Genomic DNA, 20,633 nt, shown 5'->3' on the forward strand with positions numbered 1-20,633 from the left:
GCTTCTAGCGTTAAGGAGTTTAGAAATGAAAAAATGGTTAGCTGCTATGTTTGCAGCAGGGGTTTTATTCTTAGGTGGCTTTGGTCAAGCAAGTGCTGCCGATTGGTACTATATCGATGCCGATTCTGATGATGCAGCATGGTTCATCGATAACTCTTCTGTATATAAAACAGATGATGCGGCCACTGTACTTGTTAAAATTAACAATGTAGAAGGTTTCACATACATCTACACAGTACGTATTGACCGTAAAGAAAAAACTTGGACAGAACTTGATACAACAGTATACAGTGCTGCAGGCGTAGCATTGTTGTCCAGTAAAGAAGCACAAAAACCTACAAAAATTGAAGATGATACCATGGGGGCGGAAGTTATGAAGGCCCTATGGGGTAAATAATCCAACAATTTAATAGAAGCTGATATTCGCTCTGTCTATTTAGATATTCAGAACGTATAGTAGCCCCGAACTATCCTGAAAGCCTCCATAGTGACCTAAGTCATTTTCAGAACAGTTCGGGGCTTTCTATTTTCTTACTAATCTTAAAGGGCGAATATCAGCCTTCAAATCTATTGGATTATTTAAAGCCCATAGGGGTCTTGCTAGACGTTCCTAGAGGAATAAGCTAAGTCGTTTTCATAGCAGTGTTGGGTCTTTTCTTTACTAAATTACCTTAGTATTAGTATTGGTATCCCTTAACCGCTAATATTCTTTTATTCCATAGGGCTCTGCATACCACCCTCTGGATTAGATTGTATTAACTATTATGATGGGAAAATTTAAATACTTCTTTTAAACTTATAATAACCAGAATTAGTGTAATTCCCCATCCAATTCGAGTGGCTAATAATAAATCATTTGACCAGATATTTAAGCAAGTTGCACCAATAGCTGAACCAATTGAAATCGCAACATTTTGCAGCATTCGTTGCAAAGCTCCTGTACTTCCTTGTATTTCCATAGGACTGGCTTGCATGATACTGGTAATATTAGCAGGTTGAAAGTATCCTCCACCAATACCGTAAATAAATAATCCTAATGTTAAAAGTTGATAAGGCCAGTTAGGATTAATCAGTAAAAGAAAGATCAAGGATATGATAATAATACTTAGACCAATATGGCTGAATAGTTTATTTTTATTGCCGTCATTGATTTTACTGGATATTCTTGAAAAAAGAACCAGTCCTGCAGGAGCTCCTAGAACAAGAAATCCAGTTTGCCCTATTTCTAGATGATATGATTGTTCAAAAATGAAGGGGGGAAGTAAAAATATCATTGCGGAGGCAAAGCCGAAGGCAACTGTTTGAAAAAGGTAAGAAATTATTTGAGGATTATTTTTTAGTCCTTTGATGTCGATAAGTGCGTGTTTGTTATTAAGTTGTACATAGTAAAATATAATTCCGAGTAACAAGCTAGATAATATCAGGATTATACCAATTACGAATAGACGTGATTGGTTCAATAAAGATAATCCTAATAAGAGAGAAACAAGCATTAGCGCGTTTATGGTAATTCCAAGAATATCTAATTTCCGTCTGTTGATTTTCTCGGAGAGTTTATTGAGAAGAAAACTATTACATGCAATTCCGAGAATTACAAAAGGAATATTTATCCAGAAAATAAGTTGCCAGAAACTTAAGGAAAGTATGATTCCGCCCAAAGAGGGTCCTAGGATGGGTCCTAGACCAATCATAATTCCTAGGATACCAATAGAGCTGTTTTTATGATTTTCAGAAACTAAAGTTGTAATTAGTGCTATAGAAGTAGCTTGTAAAGCAGCAGCTCCTATGCCTTGAAAAATTCGTCCAATAATCAACAAATTGATATTGTCAACCAATCCACAAAATAAAGAACTCAGACCTAAAAGCACGAATCCTAAATAAGAAATTTTTAACTTTCCAAATCTATCGCTTAATACGCCTAAAGGTAGAATAGAGATAGCTAAAGCTAAAGTATAACCGGTTATTGTGAATGCTACAATATCAGTTGAAGTTTGAAATTGATCTTTAAAAAAGGGTAATGCTATATTGATGATTCCTGTATCAAGAGTGGATAATAACATTCCCATACCTGCAACAATTGTTATGAGTAAATCTTGCAATTGTTTATTCATAAAGATTTCTCCTTTTCTTTAAAACTATTAAGTATAATATAATAAGTTTAAAGTCTATAATCAAACGATTCAAAAAATATCGAATCGTTTAGGAGGATGTTTATGGCTATTAGAATTCGGTTTAGCGATTATGCTTTGAAAACAAATGAAACGTTGACACAAAGAATACAATTTGTGTACTCCCCTCTAAACGAACTTTTTAGAAGTCTACATGTTCTTCTAAATCCTCGTCATCACGGAACTAATATTGATTGGGTGATTAAGATACAAGATAAACTTACTGTAGAATTTTATGAAAATCTTCATTACTTCCAACTTTTTTATGAACTGGGGGTCTCTCCTGTTTTACTTTGTAATTTTCGTTATCATATGACAACGATTGAGGAGGAAATACAAAATTTAAAGGAATTTCTTGTTAATTATCCGACTATTCAATTAATTGAGTATTTGGAGAGAATAATAGATGATAGAGAAAATGCCTTTATTCCAACATTAGCAAAAGGACTAGAATGGAAAGATTTTTCTTTGAATGAAAATGATCAATTGCTTAAAGATTTGAGGCAAAATGCTATAAGTGTTTACAGGAGACTTTTTTCTTTTATTGATTGGTATAGAAAATCAATTTTTGATGATATTTGGAAAGAAAAATCAATTGAGCAAAAACTTTTAATTGAAATACAAAAGCAATCATCATTTTTGAGGGAAAAAGGTTTTATAGAGATGTTTAATCATTTACAAATTGATCGAATCCATTGGGAAAAAGGCGCTTTAGCTATTATTAAACCTTTTGATCAAGAGGTTTATTTAAAGGACAGTGACTCCATTATGTTGTTACCAAGTTATTTTATTTGGCCGCATCTGTTTGTTGAATCTTTTAATCAAGGAATTGCTATTACTTATGATATTGCGGAGCAACCAAGTTATTATAACTCCACACCGGAGGGATTAGTTACTATTTTTAAAGCCTTGAGCGATTCAGTGCGGCTGCAAATTATGAATTATGTTTTGGAAAAACCAAGTACGACACAATCTTTAGCGCAAATTTTATTAATGACTGAATCAAGCGTATCGAGACACTTACAAATTTTAAAAGACGCAAAGTTATTGAAAGCAAGAAAAGTGAAGAAGTTTGTTCTATATGAACCGACAGAGTTAGTTACTCAACTTATGCCGAATTTCTATCGTTTCTTTCGAAATTGAGAGAAGATGAATTACTATGTTGATATCATTAATATGTCCCTTCACAGAGACAAATAGTTTTAAAAACTGATTTGAATAGATTGATGGAAGATTTTTATAAGTAGATTTCTATCGATTTAATTCTGGAGTGATTGTATGTTTCGGAAATACTTTGATGCCGGTTGATAGAGATAAATATTAGCCCTTAAATACGTTGGATTACTAAAGCCCCTAGACCTCTGCACACCGTCCTTAATAGATTTATATTAATTATGCAGTTTATAGAGTTTTTGTTAGTATTATGCAATTATGGTGTTATAATGAAGGCGTAGGGAATTTATATATGTAGATTGCATAGTTATTTGAATTTATAGTCAGGAGAGAATAGTTATGAAGAAATGGTTTGCTTGTTTAGCAGTAGCAGGTTTATTGTTTAGTGCTGGTGTGGGTGTGTCTCATGCTGAAAGTTGGTATCCATTAGAAACGGACCAAACTGGCCGTACTGGTTACATCGATAATGATTCTGTTAATAAAAATGATGCTCAGGCTACATTGCGCTTAAAGATTGTAGATCCAAATGGAGAACATTCTATTTATACGATGACATTTAACCGTGCTGATAAAACAGTACAACTCATTGATGTTACCGCCTATAATCCACAAGGCTATATGATTGGCTCTGAAACATTGGCAAATACAAAAATACAAATACAAGAAGGAAGTAATCTAGATCACGTGTATCACTTGATTTGGTAAACTTCCTCTTCAGTTATGAACGGGTGGATATATCTCTTCGGCCTCCATAGTGACCTAAGTCGTCCTTAGAGATATATCCACCCGTTTTCTCATCTCCTAATAAGGAAATATATCCAAAACGGCGTTTGGGAGTAGTTACCTAAGTAGGTCTCAAAGAGATAGAACCCTTTCTGCACATATGATAAAATTTACTCAAAACTGCGTAGGGAGATAGTGACCTAAGTCGTCCTTAGAGATATATCCACCCGTTTTCTCATTTCCTAATGAGGAAATATATCCAAAATGGCGTTTGAAAGTAGTTACCTAAGTAGGTCTCAGAGAGATAGAACCCTTTCTGCACGTATGATTAAATGTATCTAAATTAAATATTCCCTTATTTTATGGTATAATTTAAGGGAATATTTTTACTTATAAGGGATTAGAACAGAGTGGAGGTGTGTGCATGCGACGTTTTGAGTATGGTCGGATTCAGTCTTTGTCGTGGGATATGGATATTTTAAGTCTTATCGCAGGGATTTACCGGGCGAATGGCAAGGAGGAGGTTTTGCTTTCACAGAGTCCTGCCATATTAGATTCTCTTGTAGAGGTGGCAAAGGTTCAGAGTACAGAGGCTTCGAATGCGATTGAAGGGATTGTGACGACGAGTACACGTCTTCGGCAGTTGGTAGCTGATAAGACTACGCCACGAAATCGGGATGAGCAGGAGATTATAGGGTATCGTGATGCCTTAAATGTCATCCATGAAAGTTGTGACTCCATATCTTTGTGTCGCAATCATATTTTACAGTTACACAAGATTTTGTATAATTACCAGTTCAATGCTCGTGGTGGACAGTTAAAGAGTGTACAGAATTATATTAGTGCTACCTATTCCGATGGACGGACAGAGGTGTTATTTACTCCCCTGGTGCCCTATGAGACAGCAGAGGCCCTCGACCAGATTTGTGCTGAGTATAATCGCGTTGTAGGCAATAGAGAGGTGGAGCCACTCCTAGCTATTCCTATTTTTATACATGATTTCCTATGTATTCACCCATTCAATGAGGGAAATGGTCGTATGAGCCGTTTACTTACGACATTATTGTTGTATCGTAGCGGCTTTATGGTAGGCAAATATGTATCATTAGAGGCCAAGATTGCAAGAAATAAAGATATGTATTACGCTGCTTTACGCGAGTCTAGTGATACTTGGTATGATGAAAGTTCCTGCCCTATACCATTTATTCGCTATTGGTTACAAATGTTATTAGCTGCGTATCATGACTTTGAGGACCGCAGTTCTATACTGACAAATAGTGGTTCAGCAATGGATCAGGTAAAAGTAGCTATCGATAGTTATTTAGGAGCTTTTACCAAGCAAGATATTAGAGACTGGTGTCCTAATCTCAGCGATAGTTCTATTGAAGGGGCTGTACGCGCTCTTGTGAAGGATGGTTATATTCAACGTAAAGGCGGAGGCCGTTCTACCTATTATGTGAAGCTTTAATAATTGAGTACGTTTGTCTTTCATAAAATATTTAGCTTCATCGAATATACTAGATTTCATATTCTTGTATTTAATTCGAGAGGTATTAATATGAAAAAAACATTGGCAGCTGTTTTAGCAGCAGGCGCTTTATTTATTGGTGGCATTGGTAGTGTTGATGCGGCAAATTGGTATACTGTTGGTACTGATAGCAATGGTATCACTTGGTCCATCGATAATGATTCTGTTAAAAAAGATGATAAAAAAGCTGTTTTGGATATCAAAGCTATGGATTACGAAGGTTACCATTACATCGTAACTGAAGAGTTCAATCACAAAAAACGAGAAGTAAAAGATGTTAAGGTTACTCTTTACAATCCAAAAGGTGAAGTAGTAAAACAAGAACAACCTAACAAAAGTACTCGTAAGGTTGAACAAGGTACTCCTGCATATGCTGTGTACACACTTATTTGGGGTGATAAATAATCTGATCCTCCGAGGATTATGATTTTTGGTGAAAGCCTACATGCGCACGTTCTCATTAGAGGGCGTGCCTTTTTATTTTATTTTAATTCCCCGAAAAGTAGTGAATTATTTGCTTATTCGTGGTACAATGAGACTAATATTACGCAAAAGTGTGACATTTCTACATAGTATAAACTTTCACTATAGCGTATACTAAAGATAAGATGTAGAAGTACGCCTTGAGCGCAGTGTTCTGTTATTTGGCTTATTTCTCCAAAAGGTTTGATAGTTCTAGTTTGTTAGAGGAGGTCCTCATGTCTCAATACGAATTTATCGATAAACGTGTGCCGATTGCGCTCGACAATCCATCCATTTATCACGACATTTCTAAGTGTAAAAACTGTACGTTATGCCGTCGCGCTTGTGCGGACGTAATGAGCGTACTTGACTACTATGATCTTGATGCCAACGGCGATGTGCCAGTGTGTATCCACTGTGGTCAATGTGCGGCTGCATGTCCATTCGACTCCATGCATGCTAAATCTGAGCTTGAAAAGGTGAAAGCAGCTCTTGCAGATCCTGAAAAAATCGTAGTAATCCAAACAGCTCCAGCTGTTCGTGTAGCTATCGGTGAAGGCTTCGGTTATGAACCAGGTACATTCCTTGAAGGTAAAATGGTTGGTGCTTTACGTGCATTAGGTGCAGATTATGTAGTAGACACTAACTTTGGTGCAGACTTAACAATTATGGAAGAAGCATCTGAGCTTGTAGAACGCCTAAAAAATGGTGGTCAAATTCCTCAGTTCACAAGCTGCTGCCCGGCATGGGTACGCTTTGCGGAAACCTACTTCCCTGAATTGATTCCTAATTTGTCTTCCACGCGTTCTTGTATCGCTATGGAAGCAGCTATGATTAAAACATACTTCGCTGAGAAAAAAGGCATTAATCCTAGCAACATCGTGTCCGTATCTGTAAACCCTTGTACTGCTAAAAAAGCAGAAACGAAACGGGAAGAAGAAAATGCAGCGGCTCGTTACCATAATGATGAATCCATTGGTATGGATACAGATATTTCCATTACAACTCGTGAGTTCATCCGTTGGATTCAAGAGGAAAACCTCGACTTCAATGCCATTGAAGAATCTCAATTCGATGACTTAATCGGTATGGAAACTGGTGCATCTATCATCTTCGGTAACACTGGCGGTGTTATGGAAGCGGCTATGCGTACAGCATACAAGCTCATCACTGATAAAGAGCCACCTCCACACGCATTGACTCACCTTGAGGAAGTTCGCGGTATGCAAGGTGTAAAAGAAGCGACTGTTCAATTGGGCGATGATGTAACATTGTCTGTTGCAGTCGTTCATGGCGGTAAAAATACACGTGATTTCCTTAATGCATTGAAAGACAGCGGCAAACATTACGACTTCATCGAAGTTATGGCTTGCCCAGGTGGCTGTATTGGTGGCGGCGGTCAACCGCGCACTAAATTGCCTCAAGCAGTTAAAACTAAGGAAGCTCGTATCGGTGGTCTTTACGAAGCGGATGAAAATTACAAATGGGTTGCTTCCTATGAAAACCCAGAAATCCAAGCATTGTACAAAGATTTCTTGGGTGAACCATTGGGCCATAAGGCACACGAACTCTTGCATACCCATTACACAGATCGCAGCGCAGTTCTTGGTGATCGCAAGGACGTAACACCTGAAACTTGTCCAACATCTCCTAAATATAAGGGCTAATCATACTAAACAAAAATAAATCCTACGGGTCATGAGTGACGTGATGCTTGTGTAGACTTTGACTACTATGAGCGTCACCTTACATGCGATTCGTAGGATTTTTATTTCTACTTTTCAACTTTACGATGATAAATTGATATAGAATTTATCTTTTACCATGAGGAAAAGATGAATTATATAGTGTATAATATATAAAAAGGTGATATGTAAGAGAGTACTGCAAGGAGTTTTGAGGAGAGATGAACTTGTTATTCTGGCGTGTCCTATGTGGCATAGCCTTGGTAGTCGCTGTTATCGGTGCTGCTGGATGCCAACATGAGAGTCAGGCAGAGCAGGAAGAGGTACGCACTATATCGTATCGGGCCGTTATGCAATCAGATAAGCCTGTTCCAGAAAAGGTGAATACCTGGCTTGGAGCTATGTCTCAAGAGGATAAGATAGGCCAGCTGATGATGATTAGCCTTCATGGTAACACGGTGGGACAGTCCCAAAGGGACGTAATCCGTAAATATCGTGTGAGCGGCGTTATGCTTACAAACGGAAATCTACATAATAAAGATCAAGTGAAAGCTTTCACAAAAGACATCATGCAAACGGCCACAACTGCTAGCATGATAACGCCATATATAGGGATTAATAGGGATAAGGTATTGCGTTCGAATGAAAGTTTCTTGCGCTTGCCAGAGCCAAATCGATGGGGCCAATTGCCGATGGAACGAATTGTCAATTTAGTCACTCGTTCAGCTATTGAAATGCGAGATATGGGTTTTAATCTCATTATGGGACCTAATGCAAATCTTGGGGTACCGAATGTGTCCTATACATCTGATCCTACTTGGGCAGGACATATGGACCTTGCCATGGCGGAGCGCTATCAAATCAATCAGATATGGTTTGGCTATAACTACTTTCCAACGGTGAGCCTTGGTGATGCGTCTTTTGGAACGGCTAATGAGGCGAAAGCATATCTCAATAATACGGATGTAGCCGTATTCAAACGTCTCATTTCACAGACGACGGCGAATACATATATGCTTATTATGAGTCATGTGCAAATCCCTGCTATCGATAATACACACCTGGCGAGTACCTCTAAAGCAATCATTACGGATTGGCTACGACATGATCTTGGATATAATGGAGTGGTCATGACCGACCGTATCGATATAGGCGCTTTGCAAGCGAACCAAAAGATAGGGGACTTTGCTGTGTCTTCCATTGTGGCCGGTAGTGACCTTGTCCTCGTTGATGCAGATACTGTTCATATCGATGAAGTACATCGTGCATTAACACAAGCGGTAGCGAATGGAACCATTACAAATGATCGACTCAATGATGCGGTTAAGCATATTCTGTTGATGAAGATGCAAACCCAAATACAACAATAAAGACGTGCTATACTATAGAGTAAGCACGTCTTTTTTATATGCTATATTTTGCATAGTAATTTAGTTATAGTATTAGCAGAAATATAGTAAGTATAAGGCTTTTTGTCATTAGATGCGTAAAAAGTAAACCATTAAATAAGCATATTTTATGCGTAAAAATTTTAACATAATAAAAAGTCATGTTAATAATATGAAAATAAGTTTAAAATTGTTTTAAATTTATGATATAATAATCTCCATAGAATGTTGGAGGTGAGAGTATATGAATTTTGTGGGACGTGCTGAGATTATTGAGAGTATCCAGTCCCGTGTTGCGATGGGTCAAATGAGTTTGTGTGTTGTATACGGCCCACATCGTAGTGGCAAATCGTATGTGGCTTCCCAGCTCGTACGACGTCATAAGGCGTTATACTTGGCGGGGCGCATAGCTAATGAAGCCATTCATGTAGCTGATATGAACCGAGCGCTTGAGGCACGTTTTGTTCCTACCGATGGGCAGGACAAATTTGAACCCATTGCTAGCTTGCAAGAGGCTTTTAAGGGTCTTTTTGAAGATAGTGTGAAAACGCCTCAGACAGTGGTGATTGATGATTACCCATCCTTGGTGGAGGCTGTACCACAGTTTCCCATTTATTTGAGTGATTTGTTAGAGGCCTACAAAGAAACAAGCCATTTGAATATTATTTTGATGGCGAATGGGTTAGAACAACTCGATGGTCGTATTATTGGTGAGCGTAGTTTAATAGGTCCTTATGTATCAGAATACTTCGAGGTGAAACCGTTCTCTTTGGTTGATATGAAATCCTTGGGGCTTCACTATCCTAAAGATGACTTGCGTACTGTATTTGCCGTAACAGGTGGTTTGCCTGCGTATGTACATTACTTTGATAATGGTGAAAGCATTGATACGAATATCATTAATTTGTTCTTCTCTGTATCAGGGGCTCTCTTTGAAGAAACGCAGCATATCTTACATCGAGATATGAAAAATATAACGGGTGCTAATGCCATCTTATCTGGCCTAGCTACCTTGGAGCGTCCATACTATGTAGAGTTATTACAAGCTAGTCAAATTAAAAGCGGTACCTTTACATCTCGCTTAAATGACTTAATGTCCATGGGCCTTGTAGGGCGAATCCAAGCGAATAGCCGTGGTCCTGCGAAGTACGCTGATTACCACTTTACAAATAGCATGTTCCATTTCTGGTATCGCTATGTGTATAAATACTGGGGCGACATTGTTCGTGGCAATGGTGCAGACGTGTACCATACCTATGTAAAACCACAATTGAAAGACTTTGTGGAAGCCTCCTGTATTGCTATGTAAGTAGACAATTTACTTTTCTTAAGAAAAGACACCGCATTTCAAGTGTGGTGTCTTTTTGTATTGATTATTTCGCTATACTATTTTTATTTTCCGCAATTACCGATTAAGATGTATAGTTCTGTCCTTTCAGAGATAGAAATTAATAGTAGATTGTAACAAAATATGACGAAATTTTAAGGAATTGCTAATTTGTCAAAATCCCCTTTCTACGCTATTGTGTAGATAAGCGCTATGCCATGGCAGGAAAGGGGATTTATGTTATACAAAAACGAAGAACCGTTAGTACAACGAACCTGTATTAAAACTGCAAGCTTACAATCTGAGGTATTCTCGAAGAAAGAGTTAATGTCTGATACATCACAATCTGAGAAAATCTCTTCCAAGAAAGTACCTGCTAAGGAAGGTCTATCTAAAAAGATATCTTCTACGGAACCAACGTACAAGGTGCCGGAAGAGTTAACATTACAGACTCTAATTTGCGGGCATCAGGTATTAACATCCTTATCAGATAAGAGCCTCGTGTCTATCTGTCAAAATCCAAATATGCGGATTCAGACTGTAGGATATCAGCCGTGGTCCGTTGATGAGCTGCGCCATGATGCGGCTCAAATCGAACTCTGTCGTAGGTATCGACCACTTATATTGCATTATACGAATCGCACAGGCAATCGTGAGTTCCGTGAAGATTTAGAGAGCTATCTGTGGGCTATACTATTAGAATCCATTTATAGCTTTGATCTAAAAGGCTCCGTACCGTTTCCAGGCTTTGTAAAAGCTGGTGTTAGATATGGTTACATGCGGTATTGGAAGCGAGAGCGTTTGCGCAATCATCGTGAGATTCATATACCAGACCGCATCACCGATGATGGAGAGGTAACGATTGGTATGGATATCTTCTCATCTGGAGAAAATATAGCAGATATGATCATGACTGCTGATGAAGAACAACGACTACGTGCTCGCCTTGTATGGGCCCTGGGTAGATTATCTCAAGATCAACAAGACCTACTGCGCCGTGTATACGGTGAATGTAAAAGCCTTGTATCCGTTAGTGAAGAATTGAACTGCAGTCGTCAAGCTATCCAACGACGTCATGAACGGGCCATTCGGAAGTTGCGTAGGTATTTGACTACAGATTTTAATAAGATACAAGTGCATTAGACCCATTTTTTAGCCTATTGATCTAGGTCTATCTATAATGTATAGAATACATTGCCTCTAAGGGGAGATAGTGTCATGTACATGTGTTAATCTAATTTAATTTCTTATTTATATTCTTGATTTTGTATAATTAGATTAATCACGATTAACAGATATACATAAAATATGCAATTCTCAATGCAAATGAGAAAATAATGACTTATATAGGTATATATTAGTTTTACAAGATCATAAAGTCTTTAATTTTATATAAATTTCTATAGTTTTGTGTATATATTTACAAAATATACAATGTGATATACAATTAAACCAACGGCAGATTAAAGCATGCGAATCTGCTTTCACAGAACACGTGTTCATTGTATTGTTGAAAGGAATATTCCTAAATTCAGTGGAGAGAATTCCTATGATGACAAATAATGAAGTACCAGAAACAATGGCCAAGTGGCTATCTAAAGGAGAGAATTTGGATTTAATTTATACGAATCCAAAGAATCATATTGTTTGTTTTATTCCTATCTATGAACCTGGCGGCGGAGATAGTACGATGTGCTATTTTGTAGATGGCCGTCAAGAATTGGTACATCTACCAATCCGCACTATTTTGCGGGAGTTGGCTCTGCAGGAAGGTCTACGGCCCAATTACATTATGACCAGCGATGGTCGACGTAGTAACTATACGGCACCTAAGACCTATGGTCCACACCTAACCTTTTGCCATATTAAATGTCGGCGCCCTATCGGTAAGGACGTGGTATATGGACTGTTTAACGTAGCCATACCTTATAAATACATCGTTACAGATGGTCCAGATCCAGATACGAGCTACATTCACGTGGGTGACTTTAAACCAATCTTGGTATACCAAGCCCCACGCCACGTAAAACACAAACTGAATGAAGCTGTGCTATATTTACATTAAATAATCCCCCATTGGGGTCAGATATGCACTATCTTATTTTTATAGGTAGTACATTTTTTGTTAAATGAGCTTTATTTCTTATCTTCTTTAATCATGCATCTTAGTTATTTTTAAATTTTTCATGAATGTGTTATTGTTATATTTATAATGAGTTAGTTGCACAGCGTGCTATTCAGAGGTGTTATGTGTAATCAAACACATTAGGTATATTGTTATTAGTTTTAATAGAATAGTGAAATGTATTAGCCCATTTGTGCTAGTGCGTTTCTTTGGATGTGAATATGGTTCAATCAATAGAGCGTGGTATTGAGATACTCAAGTTGTTAGAGGCGGGCCCGCTTGGTGTGACTGAGTTGGCTAATGCGACGGCGTTGCCGAAGACAACGGTTCATCGGTTGCTCAAGACCTTTGAGGCTCATCATTGGGTTGAGTTCAATGGAGCCAAGAAGTATCAGTTGTCGTGGGGCATTTTGCCCATGGCAAAGTCCTTTCTTATGTCTTTGGATGTGCGTGCTATTGCGCAGCCGTATATGGTGGCCATTCGTAATCAGTTGCAGCAATCCGTGAATTTGTTCTTGGCGCAGGGCGATTATCGCATCTGTATCGAGCGTGTTGCGGCGGACAAGCCATTGCGTCACGACATTAAGATCGGCACGGTGTACCCTATCTTTAAAGGGGCGGCAGGCAAGATTTTCGGTGCCTATATGGCGGACTTCAAGGATACTGATATGAGTGCTGCTGAAAGCGCCCAAATTCGTCATGATGGATTTGTGGTAACACGAGGTAATCGAGTGCCTGATGCGGCATCCATCGCAGTGCCTATCTTCTCCTTTGGTAATAAGCTTGAGGCGGTGATGACCATCTCTGGTCCTATAGGGGACTACCCAGAAGAGCGTGTCAAAGAGTATCTAGCTGTCATGATAGCATTAGGTCAAGCTATTTCTAAACAGATGGGAGCGATTTTATAAATTTATTTTTTACCTATTAAATGGAATAGTATTCCATTATACGGAACAATTATTAGTGCATTAATAGACAAATAAATAGAAAGATAGATAAATAAAAACAGGTTATTAGCTACAGGTTTTATAAGGCTTGTATAGGTAAGTATATAAATTTATGTTTTTATAGTGTGTATGTTGGAGGTAGAAATGAGTCAGCTTTTACAAGAAATCGAATCATTAAGACAGCCCATGAAGGAGTTGAACGATTTCATTTTCGATCATCCAGAGATTGGAAACGAAGAGTTCCAAGCCCATGAGTTGTTGACGAATTTGTTGGAGAAGGAAGGGTTCACCGTAGACCGCGAGGTGAGTGGCCTAAAAACTGCTTTTAGAGCAGTGTACCACGTAAACGGTGGCGGTCCAAAGATCGGTTTGCTTTGCGAGTACGATGCGCTTGAGGGCTTGGGCCATGCGTGTGGTCACAATTTACAAGGTCCATCCATTTGTACAGCGGCAATTGCTTTGAAACGTACGTTACAAGCGCCTTGCACGTTAGTTGTGTACGGTACGCCAGCAGAGGAAACGGCTAGTGGCAAGCTCGTTATGGCTCGTGAGGGCGTGTTTGATGATTTAGATCTTGCTTTCATGATGCACGGTAGCGATACGACGACAGTAGACGGAAAGTCCTTGGCGCTCAATCTCGTGAATATCAAGTTCCACGGCAAGTCTGCTCATGCGGCGATTGCCCCAGAGAAGGGCATCAGCGCCTTAGATGCGGTGTTGTTATTCTTTAACGGCATGGAGTACTTGCGTGAACACGTGCCTACAGAGGTTCGCATGCACGGTATCATCACTGATGGTGGCAAGGCAGCGAATATCGTGCCAGACTATGCATGCACTCAATGGTATATTCGATCTTCCAGTCGGATTCGTCTCGATGAGATTGTGGACCGCGTGAAAAATGTAGCTCACGGTGCAGCTTTACAGGTTGGTGCTACCATGGAATGGGAAGAGGTTAAGGCGTACGACAACAAAGTCAATGTACAAACCTTGAATGATATACTTTTAAAAAATGCAGAAAAAGTAGGAGCCCCAGAGATTTCTGAGCCTCGTAAGGTGACGGGATCCACTGATTTCTCTAGTGTTACGTTCCGCGTGCCAGGTGCGTGCTTGCGCGTGAAATTCGTAGGCAAGGGCGTAACTAGTCATTCTCAGGAATGGTTAGATAATGGTAAAAGCCAGCTCGCTGAGGACGCTATCATGTATGGCGCGAAGGGCATTGCTTTATCTGTTGAAGAAATCCTTGAAACACCAGGCTTATTAGAGAAAATTAAAGAAGATTTCAAACAGGCAAAGGAAAACTTCTAAGTATTGTGTTGTAAATGGAGGGAACATGTATGAATTTGTTAGTTTGTTTATTAGTCATTGCCATAACGGGGACATTGGTTATTAAGAAATTTAAAGCGCAAACTGTATTGTTGTTGGGTGGTCTTATTATGATGTTCGCAGCATACTTGTTAGGATACACAACATCATTCGTAGAAGAGAAGAAGGCCACAGGGGTTCTTTTCTTTGATGCTTTTGAATTCATTAATATTACAACTGCTAAAGATGCGGCAAATCTTGGTCTCATGATCATGACTTGTACTGGTTTTGCGAAGTATATGGACCACATTGGTGCCAGCTCTCGCCTCGTTGTAACAGCTATTAAACCGCTTGGTAAAATGAAATCTGCGTACCTAGTAATGGCGCTCACATTTATTCTAAATATGTTCATGTCCCTAGTTATCCCAAGTGCATCTGGTCTTGCAATGCTCATGATGGTAACTATCTTCCCAATTCTTGTGCGTTTAGGCGTTAGCCCTGTAGGTGCTGCAGCAGCTGTTGCTACAGGTCACTTGCTCGACATCGGTCCTGCATCTGCTACTACATTACTTGTATCTAAAACAGTAAACATGCCTGTTCATGAATACTTTGTTGGGTATCAGTTGAAAGTCTACATTATCTGTGGGTTAATGACTGCTATTGCTCATTTCGTATGGCAAAAATATTTAGATAAAAAGTCTGGTCATGTTCCTGCAGAATACGTAGAGGCTCATAAATCTGATGATCTTGAAGTAGGTCCATTACCATATATTTTCTTACCATTGTTACCATTAATCTTTATTCTTGGCTTCAGCGATTATGCTATTCAAGGCGTTAAGATGAACGTAAACCTTGCGATGTTCCTTAGTTTATTTATCGCTATGGGTTGTGAGCTTATCCGTCATCGTGACTTCCGTAAAATGGCGGCCAGCATCCAAACCTTCTTTAAAGGCATGGGTGACCAATTTGCTAATACTGTAACACTAATCGTTGCAGGTGAAACATTTGCTTTTGGGTTGACTTCTCTTGGTATTGTAAAAGAATTTGTTACTGCAATCCAAGGCCTTGCTATTTCTGCTGATGTAGTAGGTGTTATTGTATCTACAATTATTACTGGTTTGAGTATTGTAATGGGCTCTGGTGTTGCATCTATGTTCGCTTTTGCTCCACTAGTTCCTAACTTTGCAGCTGATTTAGGTGGTAATGCCACAACAATTCTTCTCGGTATGCAAAACGCAGCTAGCGTAGGCCGTCTACTCAGCCCAATCAGTGCTGTTATGATCGCCGTAGCAGGTATCGCAAATATCTCTAGTTTTGACCTTGTAAAACGTACAAGCGTACCTGTTATCGTTACTTTCATTACAAGTACAATTGCGATTTTGCTTATTCACTAATTCTACACAGGATTTTGTTGGTATATATCGATTAACTTGCTAGTGGAATTACAAACAAGTTATTACTAATAAAATATGTAAATTACTAAAGGCTCTACCTTCTTTTGAGGTAGAGTCTTTTGTAATTATAAAATGAATTTAAAATGAAGTTTTCGTTGACTGGCCGGCTTTCACTATTTATAATGAATATGAATTAATATAGATGATTTTCAGTAGATTTATAAATACAAGTGTGAATTGTATTTAAGGGGTAAGAGAGCGTATTATGAAGGTGTATAAAGCTTTATTAATAGGTAGTGTGTTAGGGACAATTAGTATGCCAACAGTGATGGCGGATATGTATAATAATGTCGATTTAGGGACAGATAATATCGTTGTGGCTAATACATCTGCTAATGTAGCGGTAGGTAATATGAATACTACGGATATTTGGGGGATTGCCGTAGGCTCCAATAATAACGCTAGACTTGGTACCATTATCGTTGGCCGTGATAATACGGGGAATGACAATCAAGTTATTCTAGGCTCGAATAATACAGCTACAGCTCCGAGACATAGACAATCGAGCGGTACGGGTAACTTTGTGGCAGGCGATCATAATGTAGTAGAAGGTGATTCATCCATTGTTATTGGTCGCTATAATAGAGCTATATCCGAAGATGCGCTTCAGCCCATAACAGTTATTGGCAATACTTCGACTGCTAAAAGCAATGGTATCGTCATTGGTTCTAATTCAGAGGCAGATGCTGGTAATATTGCGATTGGCAATTATGTACATGCTATTGGTAGACCTTCTAGGGTAGATCCTAATAATATATTTAAGTTCTTACATTCTGATGCTAAACGAGAGTCCGATAGTTTGGTTTCTTTTGGTGCCAGACAGTTGACAGGTGTACAGCCAGGTGCTATGACTGAAACCTCTATGGATGCTGTAAATGGGGCTCAATTATATAGTGTAGCCAAAGAGGCGATGCGTCATTCGACGGTGGCTGCTGAAGATTATACCTATGATATTATTGTCACTGAAGGTAAGAATGCAGATGGCTCGACTAAGTACAAACTTAAGATGGCCGATAATTATGTAACCTCTAAGATCCCTACGGTTAATAGTAGCTTTAATATTACGGTGAATAAATATAGAGAGTTTAATGCGTTAAAAGATCATTATTATGTGTCCTTGAATTCGGATTTGGAGAACTTAAACTCTGCTCAGTTTTTCGAACATGAGTACCCATATAGTGAGCCTGTAGAAAATTCGAATGTATCTGAAATTAATAGTAACGAAGTGCGATTTGATAATAGTCGAGCTAAATTAGGCTCCTCCTTAACAGCACAGAGCGTTCAATTTAATGCTGAGAATAGTATATCATCCTTAGATAGTACGTTTTTAACTTTCAAAAATACTATTAATGGTAATACGAGTACCTTTGGTCCGAGTGGCTTTTTTAGTGAAACAAAGGATGGCAAGCGAATCGAGTTTTCCTCTGAGTACATTAACGCAGGGAACCAACAAATCCATAATGTGGCTAAAGGGGTAGAGGATACAGATGCGGTAAATGTGGCACAGTTGAAAGATGTGGAACGGAAGATTACCAATATTGATTCCAATGTTATTAATCAAGCTCAGGCGTATACGGATGGACAAGTTGCTAAAGTGGGGGCTGGTGCAGCGGCGTTAGCTGGATTACATCCACTAGACTATAATCCAAACGATAAGTGGAGCTTTGGCGTTGGGTTTGGTAATTATAAAAATGCGCAAGCAACTGCGTTAGGCGCCTTTTATCAACCTAATGACCACACGATGTTTAACATTGCTACAACCCTTGGGGATAATCGTAATATGGTGAGCTTAGGGGCTAATGTGAAAGTAGGCTATCAAGACCCAACACTTAAAACGAGCCGTTTTGAAATGGCAAAACAAATCAAAGATTTAAAAGCAGACAATGACGCATTACGCGCTGAAGTGAATGAAATTAAAGCAGCGTTGAAAAAATTACAGTAACTATATAATTTATAATCGCATATTTTATTTAGGAGGAGTCATCATGAATAAGAAGTTGTTAGTATTAGCTGGGATTATGTCTGTGTTGAGCGTTAATGTGATGGCAGACGCAGATATGAGAACTACTGTAACTGGTCTTAATAATATCGTAGTAGATGAAACTGCAAACGAGAATGGCCAAAAGGATTATACTGTTGGATTGAATGAAGATATTAGTGGTCTTCGCTCTATTGATGTGGCCGATGATCCAGATGTAAGAGATAAATATGTTGAAATTAATGGTAGTGAAATCAAAGTATCTCATATGGATGGAGTCAAATATTCTAGCTTAACATTAGATGGATTAGTTGTTGAAAGCGATACAGATCAGATTAATAGAACAACGTATGGCCCTAATGGTATTATTATTGAAAAAGCTGATGGGGATAATACTACTGAATCTATCATTTCTTTAACAGACAACGGTCTCAATAATGGTAATCATAAGATCGTGAATGTGTCCAAGGGTGAAGTTTCCAAGACGTCTACTGACGCTATTAACGGTAGTCAGTTGCACGAAGTAAAAACACAGGTAGACAATAATACGAATCGCATTTCTACGCTCGAAAATAACACGTCTAACATTGGTGATAAGGTGCTCAATAATGCCAAGTCCTATACGGATAAACAGGTCTCCAAGGTAGGTGCTGCCTCTGCAGCATTAGCGGGCCTCCACTATTTGGACTATAATCCAAACGATAAATGGTCCTTTGCGACAAGCGTAGGTCACTATAAACACTCCACTGCTGGTGCTATCGGTGCGTCCTATCAGCCGAACGAAAACTCCATGGTTCACGCTGGTGTCACCGTTGGTGGTGAAAGCATGTTTACCATTGGTGCTTCTTTCAAAGTGGGCGAACAAGACCCGACACTTAAAACAAGCCGTTTTGAAATGGCAAAACAAATCAAAGACCTACAAGCGGACAATGCCTCCCTACGGGCAGATAACAAAGAACTACGCGCTGAAGTGAATGAAATTAAAGCAGCGTTACAAAAATTACAATAAGCATAAATAGGCACGTTTTCGTTGATATAGTATACTTATACTAATGAGAGAACGTGCCTATTATTGTTTGAGAGGTGTTGTATGAAACTAAAAAGTACTTTGTTGAGCTTGGCTGTGGCAGTAGCTTTCACTATGCCTATTGATGCAGCGCAATATACTGTTCCTGAAGGACAGCCGCCTGTACCAGGGGCTGACACTAGTATTCCAGATACTGCATATCAGAACTATCGTTACGGTGAAGCTCTGAATGCTAATGCGAGTGAAATCATTTTAGCACGCAAGCACATATATGAAATGTTAGATAAGCAGGTTCAAGAGAATAAAAGGAATGTAGAAGACGCAGAACGTTGGAAAAAAGCACATGATAAATCTATGGAGATATCTTCTCATGAATCTACGGTTATCTTGCTGCACGAAGGTGAGCATCGGGCTAAAATGACCGTGCCTATTGGTGTTACTGGAAGTTTTTATAAGGAATCTCATAAGAAGGATGGGATAGCTTCTTTTGCCGGTGAAAACAGTGCTATTACTGGGCTTGTTAGTTCTAGTGAAAGCTTTGTAGATGATGCAGCTTATAAATCGGCTAAACAAAAGGGTGCGTTTAATTATCCTGGTATTACGAAAGGGTATTGGAGTATAACAGATAAATATTATGGTGAGAATACGCCTTTAATGTTGGTTGCTGTTACATTTGATAAACAACCAAACCACAATTATGTGGCAGTTCTTGGCCATAAAAATCACCCAATTACCAATCAGGTAGAGCGTGCAATGGCTAATTTTGTAATACCATCACTACAGCCAATAGATGATGTAGATCGTACAAGTGATGCCGTTACATGGGGGGATGTAACATATCGCTTGCCTAAGGGAATGCAGTTACAATCAGAAATGAAAGAGAGGCCACATGCAGAAGGTCGTGTATATGTAGGGCCAGACATGCAGCTGGTTGTAACAAGAGGTCCTATACTGAGAAAAGATCATCCAATGGTTGCATATCATAAACGTGTTTTTAAAGATCTTATCTATAGATCCTCTAAATTATTGTTACAAAATGTACCAATCCAATCTGCGATGGTGTTGAATAATGGTATTCCTACATATATCATGGATCAATACAACCCTGGTAAGCTATCACGTATACTCCATTTGATACAAGATGATGAATACTCCTATGTTATGGTATTGACATATAAAGATGGTAAAATTAAATACAATCATCTAAAGTTGCGTAATATGATGGAATATTTAGACTTTAAAAATGCTAACCAGTTAAGAAGCAAGATAGAAAAGAAGTTAAAGAAATAAGAAAAAGACCGTACCTTGGGGTGCGGTCTTTTCAGTGTTTATCTATATATTTCTAT

17 protein-coding genes and 1 pseudogene are annotated in these 20,633 nt (G+C 38.7%); 17 read left to right on the forward strand and 1 reads right to left on the reverse strand.

What is annotated here, in order from left to right; genetic code table 11:
- Positions 1-25 precede the first annotated feature (25 nt).
- Positions 26-397, forward strand: coding sequence for a hypothetical protein (locus RWP19_RS04090; RefSeq protein WP_295210977.1), 372 nt, complete (start codon positions 26-28; stop codon positions 395-397).
- Between the two features lie 358 nt (positions 398-755).
- Here the strand turns inward: RWP19_RS04090 and RWP19_RS04095 are convergent, their stop codons facing one another.
- Positions 756-2,111 carry an MFS transporter gene (locus tag RWP19_RS04095; protein ID WP_314356569.1) on the reverse strand — a complete coding sequence of 452 codons (1,356 nt, stop codon included), beginning with the start codon at positions 2,109-2,111 and terminating at the stop codon, positions 756-758.
- Between the two features lie 102 nt (positions 2,112-2,213).
- On the opposite strand from RWP19_RS04095, the gene RWP19_RS04100 reads away from it, so the two are divergent.
- The 16 genes and pseudogenes from RWP19_RS04100 to RWP19_RS04175 all read left to right on the forward strand — a co-directional run bounded on the left by RWP19_RS04100 (position 2,214) and on the right by RWP19_RS04175 (position 20,577).
- Positions 2,214-3,311, forward strand: coding sequence for a DUF5937 family protein (locus tag RWP19_RS04100; RefSeq protein WP_314356570.1), 1,098 nt, complete (start codon positions 2,214-2,216; stop codon positions 3,309-3,311).
- A 369-nt stretch (positions 3,312-3,680) separates the two neighbouring features.
- Positions 3,681-4,046, forward strand: coding sequence for a hypothetical protein (locus RWP19_RS04105; RefSeq protein ID WP_314356571.1), 366 nt, complete (start codon positions 3,681-3,683; stop codon positions 4,044-4,046).
- Positions 4,047-4,488: 442 nt separating this feature from the next.
- A complete protein-coding gene (locus tag RWP19_RS04110; RefSeq protein ID WP_314356572.1) occupies positions 4,489-5,532 on the forward strand; it encodes a Fic family protein in 1,044 nt (347 codons plus the stop codon).
- Between the two features lie 90 nt (positions 5,533-5,622).
- Complete coding sequence (locus tag RWP19_RS04115; RefSeq protein WP_295213443.1) at positions 5,623-5,997, forward strand: hypothetical protein; 375 nt, start codon at positions 5,623-5,625, stop codon at positions 5,995-5,997.
- A 293-nt stretch (positions 5,998-6,290) separates the two neighbouring features.
- A complete protein-coding gene (locus RWP19_RS04120) occupies positions 6,291-7,721 on the forward strand; it encodes a [FeFe] hydrogenase, group A (protein WP_314356573.1) in 1,431 nt (476 codons plus the stop codon).
- 239 nt (positions 7,722-7,960) lie between these two features.
- A complete protein-coding gene (locus RWP19_RS04125) occupies positions 7,961-9,109 on the forward strand; it encodes a glycoside hydrolase family 3 N-terminal domain-containing protein (RefSeq protein WP_314356574.1) in 1,149 nt (382 codons plus the stop codon).
- Positions 9,110-9,371: 262 nt separating this feature from the next.
- Positions 9,372-10,436, forward strand: coding sequence for an ATP-binding protein (locus tag RWP19_RS04130; RefSeq protein WP_314356575.1), 1,065 nt, complete (start codon positions 9,372-9,374; stop codon positions 10,434-10,436).
- A gap of 255 nt (positions 10,437-10,691) precedes the next feature.
- Entirely contained in the window at positions 10,692-11,597 is a 906-nt protein-coding gene (locus RWP19_RS04135; protein WP_314356576.1) for a sigma-70 family RNA polymerase sigma factor, read from the forward strand.
- A 406-nt stretch (positions 11,598-12,003) separates the two neighbouring features.
- On the forward strand, positions 12,004-12,519 hold the full coding sequence (locus tag RWP19_RS04140) for a hypothetical protein (RefSeq protein WP_314356577.1): 516 nt from the start codon (positions 12,004-12,006) through the stop codon (positions 12,517-12,519).
- A gap of 281 nt (positions 12,520-12,800) precedes the next feature.
- Positions 12,801-12,944 (forward strand): annotated as a pseudogene (locus tag RWP19_RS04145) (helix-turn-helix domain-containing protein); the annotation flags it as partial.
- Between the two features lie 51 nt (positions 12,945-12,995).
- Positions 12,996-13,487: an IclR family transcriptional regulator C-terminal domain-containing protein gene (locus RWP19_RS04150; protein WP_314356659.1), complete on the forward strand. Its 492-nt coding sequence runs from the start codon at positions 12,996-12,998 to the stop codon at positions 13,485-13,487.
- A 183-nt stretch (positions 13,488-13,670) separates the two neighbouring features.
- Positions 13,671-14,831 carry a M20 family metallopeptidase gene (locus RWP19_RS04155; RefSeq protein ID WP_314356578.1) on the forward strand — a complete coding sequence of 387 codons (1,161 nt, stop codon included), beginning with the start codon at positions 13,671-13,673 and terminating at the stop codon, positions 14,829-14,831.
- Positions 14,832-14,860: 29 nt separating this feature from the next.
- The gene (gene dcuC / locus RWP19_RS04160) at positions 14,861-16,222 is read left to right on the forward strand and encodes a C4-dicarboxylate transporter DcuC (protein WP_314356579.1); all 1,362 of its coding nucleotides are present in this window, start codon (positions 14,861-14,863) and stop codon (positions 16,220-16,222) included.
- A gap of 265 nt (positions 16,223-16,487) precedes the next feature.
- Positions 16,488-18,224: a YadA-like family protein gene (locus RWP19_RS04165; protein WP_314356580.1), complete on the forward strand. Its 1,737-nt coding sequence runs from the start codon at positions 16,488-16,490 to the stop codon at positions 18,222-18,224.
- A 43-nt stretch (positions 18,225-18,267) separates the two neighbouring features.
- On the forward strand, positions 18,268-19,269 hold the full coding sequence (locus RWP19_RS04170) for a YadA-like family protein (RefSeq protein ID WP_295257855.1): 1,002 nt from the start codon (positions 18,268-18,270) through the stop codon (positions 19,267-19,269).
- An 81-nt stretch (positions 19,270-19,350) separates the two neighbouring features.
- Positions 19,351-20,577 carry a hypothetical protein gene (locus RWP19_RS04175; protein ID WP_314356581.1) on the forward strand — a complete coding sequence of 409 codons (1,227 nt, stop codon included), beginning with the start codon at positions 19,351-19,353 and terminating at the stop codon, positions 20,575-20,577.
- The last annotated feature ends 56 nt before the right edge of the window (positions 20,578-20,633 follow it).

Source organism: uncultured Veillonella sp., assembly GCF_963522475.1.
Taxonomy (GTDB): Bacteria; Bacillota; Negativicutes; order Veillonellales; family Veillonellaceae; genus Veillonella.

Excerpts from the sequence above, each read along its gene's own strand:
- RWP19_RS04135 (WP_314356576.1), top strand. The coding sequence starts at position 10,692 with ATGTTATACAAAAACGAAGAACCGTTAGTACAACGAACCTGTATTAAA.
- RWP19_RS04140 (WP_314356577.1), top strand. The coding sequence starts at position 12,004 with ATGATGACAAATAATGAAGTACCAGAAACAATGGCCAAGTGGCTATCT.
- RWP19_RS04120 (WP_314356573.1), top strand. The coding sequence starts at position 6,291 with ATGTCTCAATACGAATTTATCGATAAACGTGTGCCGATTGCGCTCGAC.
- RWP19_RS04095 (WP_314356569.1), bottom strand. The coding sequence starts at position 2,111 with ATGAATAAACAATTGCAAGATTTACTCATAACAATTGTTGCAGGTATG.
- RWP19_RS04125 (WP_314356574.1), top strand. The coding sequence starts at position 7,961 with ATGAACTTGTTATTCTGGCGTGTCCTATGTGGCATAGCCTTGGTAGTC.
- RWP19_RS04150 (WP_314356659.1), top strand. The coding sequence starts at position 12,996 with ATGGCAAAGTCCTTTCTTATGTCTTTGGATGTGCGTGCTATTGCGCAG.
- RWP19_RS04130 (WP_314356575.1), top strand. The coding sequence starts at position 9,372 with ATGAATTTTGTGGGACGTGCTGAGATTATTGAGAGTATCCAGTCCCGT.
- RWP19_RS04100 (WP_314356570.1), top strand. The coding sequence starts at position 2,214 with ATGGCTATTAGAATTCGGTTTAGCGATTATGCTTTGAAAACAAATGAA.
- RWP19_RS04165 (WP_314356580.1), top strand. The coding sequence starts at position 16,488 with ATGAAGGTGTATAAAGCTTTATTAATAGGTAGTGTGTTAGGGACAATT.
- RWP19_RS04105 (WP_314356571.1), top strand. The coding sequence starts at position 3,681 with ATGAAGAAATGGTTTGCTTGTTTAGCAGTAGCAGGTTTATTGTTTAGT.
- RWP19_RS04170 (WP_295257855.1), top strand. The coding sequence starts at position 18,268 with ATGAATAAGAAGTTGTTAGTATTAGCTGGGATTATGTCTGTGTTGAGC.
- RWP19_RS04110 (WP_314356572.1), top strand. The coding sequence starts at position 4,489 with ATGCGACGTTTTGAGTATGGTCGGATTCAGTCTTTGTCGTGGGATATG.
- RWP19_RS04155 (WP_314356578.1), top strand. The coding sequence starts at position 13,671 with ATGAGTCAGCTTTTACAAGAAATCGAATCATTAAGACAGCCCATGAAG.
- RWP19_RS04115 (WP_295213443.1), top strand. The coding sequence starts at position 5,623 with ATGAAAAAAACATTGGCAGCTGTTTTAGCAGCAGGCGCTTTATTTATT.
- RWP19_RS04090 (WP_295210977.1), top strand. The coding sequence starts at position 26 with ATGAAAAAATGGTTAGCTGCTATGTTTGCAGCAGGGGTTTTATTCTTA.
- RWP19_RS04175 (WP_314356581.1), top strand. The coding sequence starts at position 19,351 with ATGAAACTAAAAAGTACTTTGTTGAGCTTGGCTGTGGCAGTAGCTTTC.
- dcuC (WP_314356579.1), top strand. The coding sequence starts at position 14,861 with ATGAATTTGTTAGTTTGTTTATTAGTCATTGCCATAACGGGGACATTG.